Consider the following 11,197-nt stretch of genomic DNA (forward strand, 5'->3'; position numbering starts at 1 on the left):
GAAACTTATTCCCGTTTGGAAGGTATAATCAGCAGGGAACAAATCAGAGGGGGAGAACGTATGGGGACTATGAAAAAGCTTGTTTTTTCAACACTATGCCTGACGGTGATATCTGGTGGCACCCTGCTGTATGCGGCTTCGGGCAAATCGGATATCGCGGTTTACCTGAACAATGTGCTGCAGAAGCAATCGGGGTTGTTGTCCGAAGGAGAGCCTTATCTGTCCATGGAGCAGCTCCCCGAGAACCTGCATGCGTTGATGTTCTGGGATGAATCCGCCAAAGAGGTGCGAATCTATAAGCCCAATGTGAACATGGTGCTGCTGGATGATCAGGGGAAGATCTTTGGCAAGGTAAGAAGTGAGGAGAGCAGCACCTTTTCCGTCCTCGTGCAGGTAGATCATCTCCGGACAGAAATTTCCGATCTGAAAATTACGATCACAGATCCTCTGAACAAGACTGTTACAATCGATAACCAGGCTATCAAGGAGAAGAAGGAAAGCTTCTGGTTCAAATCTGCGGAATACTCCTATGCGTTTAAGGAGAAAGGGAATTATATGATACAAGTTTACGTCAAAGACAGCTCGTCCAAAAGCTGGTCCATCGTGTCTGAAATGCAGATTTCCACTATTTAACGGGCTGTAATTACAGCAGAAGGTGAATCATTTTGCCAAAAGGAGGCGGACACTCTATACTTAAGTTTACAGCGAAATATAAAGGAGCGGAGGAATATGACTAAAACAAGGAACAGCGGAGCGCTTCAATATAAATCGTTCGGTCTGGTTCTGCAGGCACTGGTGATTATGGCCCGCAAAGAAGGCAGTTCCTGTTCCAGTTGTGAAATCGCCGGGCATCTGTCTTCAGAACCGACAGTTCTACGAAAAGCTCTGGCCAAGCTGACCAAGGAACAGATCCTGGTAACCCGTGAAGGGCGGGATGGCGGATACATGCTGAACCGGTCCCCGGAAGAACTGACGCTGGCGGAAGTCTATAACGCCATGGAGGCCGGGTGCCTGCGCAGCAATACGGTGAATGAGGCGATGTGCGAGAATACTTTTGGGGTGCGGATGAAGAATGTATGCGGAGATATTATGGAAGAGATGGATCAGAGTGCGGTAGCTATTCTGCAAAAGTATACTCTGGCGGAACTGGTACGTCGAACGGAATGTTGACAAACGGATTTTTTATGACTTATACTGTGCTTATTAAGTCACAGTTAAATACTTCACGACAAAATAGAGATAGGAAGAGGAGGAATTAAATTGGCATCAGAACTGAAAGTAGAACAGGAATTCAGCAAGGTCATTCGGGAACGGCGTTCGGTGCGGAAATATGATTCTTCCTGGAAAATATCCGATGAGGAAATCAAGGAGCTTCTTGCCGAGGCAATTCTGGCACCTTCTTCCTCCAATCTTCAGCCATGGCGGTTCATCGTCGTTACGGATCAGGAGCTCAAATCGAAGCTGTTGCCCATCGCCTATAATCAGGCGCAGACCACCGATTCTTCGGCCATGATTGTTGTACTTGGCGATACGGAAGCTTACAGCAATGCGGAAGCGATCTATGGTCATGCTAGTGCTACCGGGCTTATGCCTGAGGATGTTGCCACAGCGATGGCCAAACGCAGTCGTGAAGGCTACTCCAGCATGCCGAAGGATAAGCTGGAGGATATTGCCCTGGTAGACGGCGGACTGGTATCCATGCAGCTGATGCTGGCAGCGAAAGCCAGAGGGTATGACACAGTGCCGATGGGCGGATTTGATCCTGCCGGACTGAAGGAACTGTTCCAGATCTCTGACCGCTATGTGCCGGTGATGCTGATTGCGCTGGGCAAAGCTGCAGTGGAAGGACGCCCAACCGGACGCCTGCCTCTGGAAGAGGTCACTCACTGGAATGGATTCCAGGCATAAGCCGGAATTCCTAGCTCTGGAATATATTTTTTAGGAGAACAGGTATCTTCCTTGAATAAGGAGGGTGCCTGTTTTTGCTGATCAGAAGCTTATGGGTTGTGCTGCTTATTTTTGGTTTCCAGCGCTTTCTGCTACACTAGAATGGACTGGATTAACCCATGAACTTCTCAGGAGGGGATCACATGATTCGAGTATACCCGGCGGAATCCGCCCATCATTTTGACCATGCTGGCTGAAAGGGATGCACAGCTTTTCGTTCGGTGATTATTATGATCCTGCCAATACGGCTTTCGGGCCCATGCGCGTCTGCAATGATGATATCATCGCTCCCGGAAGAGGTTTTGGCGCCCATCCGCATAGCGATATGGAGATTGTCTCCATCGTGCTATCCGGCACCCTCCGTCACGAGGACAACCTTGGCAACGTGGTGGAGACGACTTTTGGCGGCATCCAGAGGATGTCAGCTGGTACGGGGGCTATTCATACAGAACATAATCCTTCGGAATCGGAACCGGTAAGGCTGCTTCAATTATGGTTCATGCCGCGTACCCGCGGTACAGCACCTTCCTACGGTACCAGCCGTTTTGATCCCGCGAAGCTTGAGGGAACACTGCTGCCAGTAGTATCGTCAGTAAGCTCAGAAGAGGTTGCGGAGATCGCCCAAGATATGACAATCTATCTGGGCCGGGTGAAAGCGGGGGAGCAGCTGAATTATCAGCAGGAGCCCGGACGGCGGATGTATGTCTATTTAATAGAGGGACAGCTGGAGCTTGATGGGAATGTCCTGCGTCACTCCGGCGACTCGGCGCGGATCGAAGAGGTCAGCGAACTGAGCCTTGTGGCTGGGGAAGATGCTTTTGTAATGCTGATTGACCTGCCCTAATATCTGCATATTCGCATAAGGAGGGAATGCTAATGGAACAGGAAAGAGTACTTGTTAAACATTCCGTAACCGGGCGTATGCTGGTCAGCAGCACTGAAGGAGTGTCCTACACCTTTGATCAGCAGGGCAGCCTGACCCTAATCACCCTGTGTGGGGTATCTGCCGAGAAAGGGAAGGCGGTTGTGGATCTGAAGAGCGAGCTGAATGTTTTCCGTTTCGAAGAACCGGAAGATGGTCCTACCATCAAACATTGGTATTATGTCGGGGACAATCCGGTGAACTATGACAGCTCTTCCGGGTGTCTGAAGATAGCCGTGCAGTCGAAAATCGAATATCGTCCGGATCAGTACTGGGTATAAGCTCATTCTAAGAGTAAAGTCCGCTTGTGCCTGACATTTGAAGTGAAGTCAATGTCGGATGTGAACGGTATTTGGGGGCTTTTTGAGATGAATAAGATAAAATATATTGACATTATTCTCTAAAAGTACTAGCTTTGTTATGAAACATAACATGAAGAAAAGTGGAGATAGGAGAAATGAGACCAATGGAATTGTTTGCAGCAATGGAGCGGGACGATTACGAGGAACTATTGTTTTGTCAGGACAAGGCGTCGGGACTAAAAGCCATTATCGCCATTCATGACACCACACTGGGTCCCGCACTGGGTGGAACAAGAATGTGGACCTATGCTTCGGAGGAGGACGCAATTGTAGATGCGCTCCGGCTGTCCAAAGGCATGACCTACAAGAATGCTGTAGCCGGGCTCAATCTGGGCGGCGGCAAGACAGTAATCATCGGTGACCCCAAAAAAGACAAAAACGAGGCGATGTTCCGTGCCTTCGGCAGATACATACAAGGGTTGAACGGCCGCTATATTACAGCCGAGGATGTGGGCACTACAGAAGCGGACATGGACATCATTCATCAGGAAACGGATTATGTGACTGGGATTTCAGCAACTTACGGTTCTTCGGGCAATCCGTCCCCGGCTACAGCCTTTGGCGTGTACCAAGGGATGAAGGCGGCGGCGAAGGCAGCCTTTGGCAGCGATTCTCTGGAAGGCAAGATCATTGCAGTGCAAGGTGTCGGCAATGTATCCTTCACGCTGTGTAAGTATTTGCATGAGGAAGGTGCGCAGCTGATTGTAACCGATATTAACAAGGAAGCGGTGAACCGGGCGGTAGAGGCTTATGGGGCCAAAGCGGTTGATCCTGCCGACATTATCTCTATCAAAAGCGATATATATGCGCCTTGCGCACTCGGCGCAACGATCAATGATGACTCGATTCCGCTTCTTCAGGCAAAGGTTGTCGCGGGTGCTGCCAACAATCAGCTGAAGGAACCGCGTCATGGGGATGCCTTGCATGCCATGGGGATCGTGTACGCTCCTGACTATGTCATTAATGCGGGCGGTGTAATTAATGTGGCGGATGAGCTGAACGGATATAACAAGGAACGTGCCTTCAAGCAGATTGCCAAAATCTATGACAGTATAACCCGGGTACTGGAGATATCCTCTACCAGTGGAATACCTGCTTATGCGGCCGCAGATCATCTGGCACAGGAGCGCATCAACCTGCTGCGGAATAGCCGCAGTACCTTCCTGCGTGACAGCCACCATGTTCTCAGCAGAAGATAGCAGCTATAGATATATTAAAAAGCCTCTTTTCCGTCATGGGAAAAGAGGCTTTTTGCCTGTGTGGCCGGATGACGTGGGTAGATACAGCCGGGAAAATGTCTACTGAACCTTTTGCGGTTCCGGATAAGTCACGCCAAGTGTATCAACGGTGACTTTCTTCATGACCGGTGGTTGTTCCGGACGGTCTGAGCTGTCCCGTGGTAAATTCACAATGGCATCTACGACATCCTGACCTTCGGTAACCTTGCCGAAAGCGGCATATTGGCCGTCCAGACTTGGATATGCTGCAGCCATAATGAAGAACTGCGAGCCGCCGGAGTTCATATCCTGGCTTCTTGCCATGGACAATACGCCCTGCGTGTGCGCCAGATTGTTGGTGAAGCCGTTCGCTGTGAATTCACCTGCGATGCCGTAGCCTGGCCCGCCCATGCCTGTGCCATCTGGATCTCCGCCCTGAATCATGAAGCCTGGAATGACGCGGTGAAAGATCGTTCCGTCATAGAAGCCCTTTTGAATCAAAGAGATGAAGTTGTTGACGGTATTCGGAGCAACCTCAGGGTACAGTTCGGCCTTAATGATGCCGCCGTTATCCATCTCTATCGTGACCACCGGATGGCTGGCTGTTGCCGAAGGCACACCCTCAGTCGGTGCCGCAGCGCTCTCTTGGGGAGCTGGGCTCGCTGTATTACTCGATGTATTACCTGATGCATTGCTGCTATTTGCCGTACCGTTATTATTTGTTGGTTTGTTACCGCAGCCTGCGGCAATCACCAGCAGTAGGCTCATCATCAGCAGCAGGATGACGGGATTTCTTCTTGTACGCTTCACGTTCTCAATCGCTCCTTTGATCTATAAATATCGTAGTTCATCTATTCTATCATACCCCGATTATCCTGCTTCTTGCAAAGTGATGGGACGGCTTTGGTTGGCACATCTCTGACAGGAGAGTTACAATGTATGGATGATGCTTCCAAGAATACTCAGAAGGGACGTGTGCAGCATGCATTTTTCATGGAAGCGGAACCTGATCGTGCTTTGGGTAGGAGTGTTTTTTTGCAGTACAGCATATTCGATCTCGATTCCGTTCCTCTCGATCTTTTTGAGCGACCAGCTGGGTGTTACAAATCATCTGGAGATCTGGTCAGGGGTCAGCTTTGGAATTACCTTTCTCGCCAGTGCACTGATTTCACCTTACTGGGGGTCGCTCGCCGACAAATACGGGCGCAAGCCGATGCTGATCCGGTCGGGCTTCAGCCTGGCGGCGCTGTATTTGATTAATTTCTTCGTGCATGATCCATATGTGTTTATTATTGTGCGTATATTTCAGGGACTCTTGGCGGGTTTTGTTCCGGCAGCCATTGCGATGGTCGCCACCAATACACCGGAAGACAAGACAGGTTATGCGCTCAGTATTATGTCTACAGCCGGGGCTACCGGGAGCATTATTGGCCCGCTTATCGGCGGCGTAGTCAGCTATTATTCCAGCAACCGCAGCGCATTTCTGTTCTCGGCGGTGATTGTGCTGGTATCGGCGCTAATCGCCACCTTTTTTGCGAAGGAAGAGAATTATGACCGGTCGGCACCGAGATCACATGTGCGTGATGATATCCGGGAGGCGCGGGCGAATCCCGCGTTTATGACGCTGCTGCTGTTGGCAGGGCTGGCGACCTTTTCTGTGATGATCCTGGAACCGTTGCTGCCGATCTATCTGCTCGACATGGGGGTTTCAAGGAATAGCGCCTCCCTAAGCTCGGGCATCGTCTTCTCTGCTGTAGGGATTGCCACGGTAATTATGGCTCCGCAGTGGGGGCGTATCGGCAGCCGGAAGGGCTTTGGATTCATTCTGTTCATCGGCCTGGTCGGCGGAGGCGTCGGCAATATTCTGCAGTATTTTGTATCAGGTTATGTAGAGTTTGCCATCCTGCGATTTGCTTACGGCTTGTTCTATGCCGGTGTACTTCCTTCAGTGAACGCGATGATTGTGCAGGTAATTGACCCTGGCTTCCGCGGCCGGGCCTTCGGTCTGAATCAGGCAGCTACCCAGCTGGCAACCATGGCCGGACCGATAATCGGCGGACTGCTGGGGGCATTTCTTCCAATCCGCTGGATATTTGTCATTAACGGTGTAATGCTCCTCTTGGCGGCGGTGCTTGTCAAAACCCGCAAGCTGGAGGCGAAAGTCGCAGCCACCCATGGCACCGGACAAATGGCGGTACTGGACAATGGATAAGACAAGCAGTTGACAGACCGTCTGCCTGAAGGCAACTCTTCAGCGTGAAGTCTTAAGGACCATCGTGGCCGTTTTTACTTGCCTTGCGCAGCTGCTTGACGGTTCCCAATGTGGTGCCTTCGGGAATGCGGACCCACTCACTTTTGGATATTCCAATCTGCTGAGAGGTATAGATGCCGGAATGTCCGGAGAACAGGAAGCTCACCAGGCAAGCAATGAACATATAGACCGCTCCGCCCGAACCGAACAGCTCAATTCCCATAAGGAAGCAGGCAATCGGCGTATTGGTTGCTCCGCAGAAGACTGCGATGAACCCGAGTGAGGCCAAAAAAGGCGCATATAGATGAAGGAACCCGGCCAAGCTGTTGCCCAGGGTGGCCCCTATGGCAAAGAGCGGAGTGACTTCTCCCCCCTGAAATCCGGTTCCCAAGGTGAATGAGGTGAAAATCAGCTTCCATAGAAAGGCGAAGGGAGCAACATCCGTCTGGAACGAATCCTGAATCAAGGGAATCCCCAGACCAAGGTAATCTCTCGTGCCGGCTATATAGACCAGGGCAATGATGATGAACCCGCCAAGCGCACTTTTGAGCATAGGATTTTTCACTAGCAGGGTGAAGGTTCTTTTCAGATAATGAGTCAGCTCGCTGAACGCAATGCTGGCAAGTCCGAACAGAACGGAGGCCAGGATGACCTTGAGCAGTACAACCAAGGAAAGCGCGGGAAAAACATCCACCTGATAATGAATGTGATGAACGTTCCACAGACGGGTAGTCACAATATCTCCGACAAAGCTTGCTGTGAAGCAGGGGAGAAGGGCCTTATGACTGATTAGGCCGATGGCGATAACCTCCAGACCAAACAGTGTTCCCGCCAAAGGTGTTCCAAAAATAGAGCCAAACCCCCCGCTGATCCCGCACATGAGCAGAATCTGCCGGTCAAGGGAATTGATTCGAATCAGCTTGCCGAAGGCTTCTGCCAGACTTCCGCCCATCTGCACAGCTGTTCCTTCCCGTCCCGCAGAACCCCCAAACAGGTGGGTAACGAGTGTTCCGAACAGGACTAAGGGAGCCATCCGCAGTGGAATCGCCTCATTTCCTTGCTGAATCTGCTCCAGGATCAGATTATTACCTTTACTGCTATTTTTACCATAACGCATGTACAGATAGCTTACCAGAGCTCCGCCCAGCGGCAGCAAATACAGCAGCCAGGCATGATTCAAGCGTATCTCTGTCACTGCATCCAGACTTTTCAGGAAAAAGGCTGAGGCTGTACCGGACAGTATACCGACAATGCCGCCAAGTACAATCCATTTCATAAAGGTCCCCCAAAGGGCCAGATAACTGCTCCTCTCTATAAGCTTCTGCCACCGCAAATACACTTCTCTCATCTTACTAGCCCCCATTAAATGATGATGCCACGACTATAATATGGATTCCCTAAAATCAAACAGACTCCTACCAGCGAAGTGACCGCTGGTAGGAGTCATTAGTCTCTAGAGACGGTTAATGGCGAACTCCATCGCCGTATAGAATTACAACCAATATTAAGGACATCATGTTTAAAAGTCAATGCGAAAAATAACAAGGTTATTCTTCTTCACCATTGGAGCCATTCAGAACATCTGTACCTGGCATAACATCGATTGGCGGGGAGACCGGATCGATGGCTGTCCCAGGCTCGATATCATCGGCATCGGGGACATCCTCCAGCGGCAGTTCTTCTTCCTCGTCATCCATAAGCTCTTCATCGTCCGCATAGTCAATGGCAGTTCCGGATAATCCGGCTGCTTCAGCAGCGAGTACGGCATCTGATTCCAGAACTTCATCCCGCTCGGAGGGTGGCGGAGAAGTTAGGCTGGTGACTCTGTCCGCCCTGCGGCCTAGTGCCGGTTCCGGAGTATTAAGGTCAATATCGGCAGCTAGAAGCGGATCACCGACAAGAGCCGGATCGGAGCCGTCGTCTACAACTCCATCCCAATCGACAGGTTTCTCCTGGATCGGCAGTTCCTCCAGTGGAATGTCCTGTTCTGCGGATACTTCTCTCATTTTATTATAACGTTCATATACAAAATCGGCTTCAGTCTTATTAAATTCATTACCCATAGCCGTTCAGCTCCTTTTGGCGTGATTGTTCTTGGCTTCATTAACGGCAGCTTCCTGATCTTCTTCAGGCAGAGCGTCCGGATAGCTTCCTTCCTGGAACAGGCCGGATTCATTATCAATATCCCGTTCAGTTACCAAGTCCTCATCAGCGGGTGGTCTGCTGGCGGAGGGTTTTTCCTTGTGGTCCATGGCATTTCCTCCTCCTTATAGTATTTCTATACCCCAATCTACGGCTGCGAATCTCTATGCCTTAAGCAGCCTATGCTTAATATAATCAATCTGAAGCAGAATTAACCATCATAGTTCTTGAGCATTCCGCTTAGTAAGGTGTAATTTATCGTCTTTTTTCGATGTTTTTTTGCAATATTAGGCAGGGATGCTGCGAACGTTGTCGAAAATAAGAATCGAATGTACTGTATAAATCCAACTAAAGATTTATTGAGGTGCCATAATGAAGTTGCCATCAACCAAGGCAGGGGCAGCTATTCTCACACTGCTGCTGCTGATTGCTATAGTGCCTATGGGCATCGCCTCTCAGTGGAGCGGCCGGCCGGACCCCCTCTTGTCCGGCTGGCAGCTGAAATGGGAATCCTCAACGGTGTCTAATCCTGCCGAAGCAGCGGCATCCCCTGACAGTGAGTGGATCTCCATAGCTGGCCCATCCGTAAGACCCGCAGCCCCTGCGGGGGCGTCAGCTGTCTGGCTTCGTTTTTCTCTCCCGGAGACAGGGGCGAATCCGGCCCTTTTGATTGATAAAGTATATGGAAGTAACCTCAAAGCTTATATGGATAATAAGCTAATCTATGATTCCCAGAATTTAGTGGACTTTAGCGGGAGTAAGGTACTGATCCCTTTGTCTGGTGCAGAGGGAACTTCCCGGATCTATCTGTGGAGTAGCGGTCACGGTCAGGATTTTGGGTTCGAAGGGGAAATTAGAGCAGGGAGCTACAGCAAGCTGCTGGCTTTTTATGTGAAGCAGGATTTGGCAGATCTCGTGATAGGTGTTGCCTTTTTATTTATGGGGGCAGCCCTGCTGGTTTGTCTGATGTTTTTGAAGCTGGATTTCTTCAAGGGCGGTTTCTTTCTGGTTCTGGTCATTGTTTGTTTTGGCATACTGTTCATTACCTATTCGCCTTTTCTGCCAGTCATATTACACACTCCGGGCCATTGGCTGGATCATTGCTTCGATGTGGCGTTATTGACACTGCTGCCGTCTTTTACATTTTATTTTGAGCAGATTTTCGGATCAGGCCGGCGTGGCTTGACTAAGCGGCTGCGTCAATTTCAGATAGGTTATTCCTTATTTGGACTACTGTTTCTGTGTGTCAACGCTCTGCTGGATTACCGGCTGGACGGAATCTATAGAGTGTTCACCGTAGATATCCTGGGCCTGATAATGATGATACAAGTTGTCTATTTGCTGTACGTTGCAGTCCGGGCTGCATTCCAAGGGAACAGCGATGCGGTTATCTTCTCGATCGGTTTCTCTGTGTTTGCTCTTTTGTCTGTGATGGAGCTGGTTATGTACTATGTTAAAGGCAGCTATCATCTGCAATGGTGGAAGTGGGGCGTTATTGTTTTTATTCTTTCGCTTATTGTCATTCTGGGCAGAAGGTTCGCCAGGAATCATGAACAGGTGCTGGAATATTCCCGGGAGATGGAGCGATTCAATGATGATCTGCAGCGGTCGGAGAAAATGGAGATCATCAGCGAACTTGCGGCTTCGGTGGCCCATGAGGTAAGGAACCCCCTCCAGGTTACCCGTGGATTTTTGCAGATACTGGGGGAACGTTCCGGCAAGAAGGAGAAGGAGTATCTGCAGTTGGCTGTGGAAGAGCTGGACAGGGCTTCGCTCATCATTACTGACTTTCTGACCTTTGCCAAGCCTGGGCCTGACACCTTGGACCGCTTTGAGGTAGCCGAGGCACTTCGCCATATCTCGGGCATTCTGTTACCGCTGGCTAACCTGCAAGGGGGAGCTATCGAGCTGCAGCTTCAGAATGGACTTCAGGTGCTAGGTAGCACTTCCAAGTTCAAACAAGCTTTTATCAATCTGATCAAAAACGCCATTGAATCCCTTGAGGAGAATGGACTGATTACTATTGCTGCCTGGAGGTCCGGAGAGAATATCATCATCAGTGTGCAGGATAACGGGGAAGGGATGAAGGTGAGCGAGCTGGCTCATCTGGGCGAACCGTATTATTCCAATAAGAAGAAGGGGACCGGGCTTGGATTGATGGTGACATTCCGGATTATTGAAGCCATGAACGGTTCCATTCAGTTTCAGAGTAGGAAAGGTGAAGGCACCCGAGTGATTGTTAAATTACCATCGTCTATAGAAAAATAGGAATTATTTTGGTGAATTCCGATTATTTTGAAGGGATGGGCTGTGGATGGGGCGAAGTACTAACAATAACAGAACAATAGTTTCTGAA

Annotated in this window: 11 protein-coding genes, 1 pseudogene and 1 riboswitch; of the genes and pseudogenes, 8 read left to right on the plus strand and 4 right to left on the minus strand. The window is 50.0% G+C overall.

The window, feature by feature from the left end; all coding sequences use genetic code 11:
• The first annotated feature begins 60 nt into the window (after positions 1 to 60).
• From AC0MA3_RS17900 to AC0MA3_RS17925, 6 genes and pseudogenes are all read left to right on the plus strand, one after another.
• Entirely contained in the window at positions 61 to 633 is a 573-nt protein-coding gene (locus AC0MA3_RS17900; protein WP_474657188.1) for a hypothetical protein, read from the plus strand.
• 96 nt (positions 634 to 729) lie between these two features.
• Positions 730 to 1,170, plus strand: a complete 441-nt coding sequence (locus AC0MA3_RS17905) for an RrF2 family transcriptional regulator (protein ID WP_474657189.1) — start codon at positions 730 to 732, stop codon at positions 1,168 to 1,170.
• A 90-nt stretch (positions 1,171 to 1,260) separates the two neighbouring features.
• Positions 1,261 to 1,908: a nitroreductase family protein gene (locus tag AC0MA3_RS17910; RefSeq protein WP_379154360.1), complete on the plus strand. Its 648-nt coding sequence runs from the start codon at positions 1,261 to 1,263 to the stop codon at positions 1,906 to 1,908.
• Positions 1,909 to 2,090: 182 nt separating this feature from the next.
• Positions 2,091 to 2,791: pseudogene (locus tag AC0MA3_RS17915) on the plus strand (pirin family protein).
• Positions 2,792 to 2,823: 32 nt separating this feature from the next.
• Positions 2,824 to 3,150, plus strand: coding sequence for a hypothetical protein (locus AC0MA3_RS17920; RefSeq protein WP_474657190.1), 327 nt, complete (start codon positions 2,824 to 2,826; stop codon positions 3,148 to 3,150).
• 185 nt (positions 3,151 to 3,335) lie between these two features.
• On the plus strand, positions 3,336 to 4,430 hold the full coding sequence (locus tag AC0MA3_RS17925; protein ID WP_379155837.1) for a Glu/Leu/Phe/Val family dehydrogenase: 1,095 nt from the start codon (positions 3,336 to 3,338) through the stop codon (positions 4,428 to 4,430).
• A 99-nt stretch (positions 4,431 to 4,529) separates the two neighbouring features.
• Here AC0MA3_RS17925 and AC0MA3_RS17930 read toward each other — a convergent pair whose 3' ends face one another.
• Positions 4,530 to 5,219, minus strand: a complete 690-nt coding sequence (locus AC0MA3_RS17930; RefSeq protein ID WP_379155840.1) for a peptidylprolyl isomerase — start codon at positions 5,217 to 5,219, stop codon at positions 4,530 to 4,532.
• Between the two features lie 211 nt (positions 5,220 to 5,430).
• Here AC0MA3_RS17930 and AC0MA3_RS17935 point away from each other — a divergent pair, with 211 nt between their 5' ends.
• A complete protein-coding gene (locus tag AC0MA3_RS17935) occupies positions 5,431 to 6,660 on the plus strand; it encodes an MFS transporter (RefSeq protein ID WP_379154366.1) in 1,230 nt (409 codons plus the stop codon).
• 52 nt (positions 6,661 to 6,712) lie between these two features.
• Here the strand turns inward: AC0MA3_RS17935 and AC0MA3_RS17940 are convergent, their stop codons facing one another.
• The 3 genes from AC0MA3_RS17940 to AC0MA3_RS17950 all read right to left on the minus strand — a co-directional run bounded on the left by AC0MA3_RS17940 (position 6,713) and on the right by AC0MA3_RS17950 (position 8,951).
• The gene (locus tag AC0MA3_RS17940; RefSeq protein ID WP_474657191.1) at positions 6,713 to 8,047 is read right to left on the minus strand and encodes a voltage-gated chloride channel family protein; all 1,335 of its coding nucleotides are present in this window, start codon (positions 8,045 to 8,047) and stop codon (positions 6,713 to 6,715) included.
• Positions 8,048 to 8,129: 82 nt separating this feature from the next.
• A riboswitch (Fluoride riboswitch) is annotated at positions 8,130 to 8,192 on the minus strand.
• A 54-nt stretch (positions 8,193 to 8,246) separates the two neighbouring features.
• Entirely contained in the window at positions 8,247 to 8,762 is a 516-nt protein-coding gene (locus tag AC0MA3_RS17945) for a hypothetical protein (protein ID WP_474657192.1), read from the minus strand.
• 6 nt (positions 8,763 to 8,768) lie between these two features.
• The gene (locus AC0MA3_RS17950; protein WP_379154372.1) at positions 8,769 to 8,951 is read right to left on the minus strand and encodes a hypothetical protein; all 183 of its coding nucleotides are present in this window, start codon (positions 8,949 to 8,951) and stop codon (positions 8,769 to 8,771) included.
• 262 nt (positions 8,952 to 9,213) lie between these two features.
• On the opposite strand from AC0MA3_RS17950, the gene AC0MA3_RS17955 reads away from it, so the two are divergent.
• Complete coding sequence (locus AC0MA3_RS17955; RefSeq protein ID WP_474657193.1) at positions 9,214 to 11,109, plus strand: ATP-binding protein; 1,896 nt, start codon at positions 9,214 to 9,216, stop codon at positions 11,107 to 11,109.
• Positions 11,110 to 11,197: the final 88 nt, after the last annotated feature.

It is taken from the genome of Paenibacillus sp. LS-5 (assembly GCF_056121505.1).

What these genes read in the sequence shown, in the direction of transcription:
- AC0MA3_RS17930 (WP_379155840.1), bottom strand. Translation starts at nt 5,219, where the DNA reads ATGATGAGCCTACTGCTGGTGATTGCCGCAGGCTGCGGTAACAAACCA.
- AC0MA3_RS17900 (WP_474657188.1), top strand. Translation starts at nt 61, where the DNA reads ATGGGGACTATGAAAAAGCTTGTTTTTTCAACACTATGCCTGACGGTG.
- AC0MA3_RS17935 (WP_379154366.1), top strand. Translation starts at nt 5,431, where the DNA reads ATGCATTTTTCATGGAAGCGGAACCTGATCGTGCTTTGGGTAGGAGTG.
- AC0MA3_RS17905 (WP_474657189.1), top strand. Translation starts at nt 730, where the DNA reads ATGACTAAAACAAGGAACAGCGGAGCGCTTCAATATAAATCGTTCGGT.
- AC0MA3_RS17950 (WP_379154372.1), bottom strand. Translation starts at nt 8,951, where the DNA reads ATGGACCACAAGGAAAAACCCTCCGCCAGCAGACCACCCGCTGATGAG.
- AC0MA3_RS17955 (WP_474657193.1), top strand. Translation starts at nt 9,214, where the DNA reads ATGAAGTTGCCATCAACCAAGGCAGGGGCAGCTATTCTCACACTGCTG.
- AC0MA3_RS17925 (WP_379155837.1), top strand. Translation starts at nt 3,336, where the DNA reads ATGGAATTGTTTGCAGCAATGGAGCGGGACGATTACGAGGAACTATTG.
- AC0MA3_RS17940 (WP_474657191.1), bottom strand. Translation starts at nt 8,047, where the DNA reads ATGAGAGAAGTGTATTTGCGGTGGCAGAAGCTTATAGAGAGGAGCAGT.
- AC0MA3_RS17945 (WP_474657192.1), bottom strand. Translation starts at nt 8,762, where the DNA reads ATGGGTAATGAATTTAATAAGACTGAAGCCGATTTTGTATATGAACGT.
- AC0MA3_RS17920 (WP_474657190.1), top strand. Translation starts at nt 2,824, where the DNA reads ATGGAACAGGAAAGAGTACTTGTTAAACATTCCGTAACCGGGCGTATG.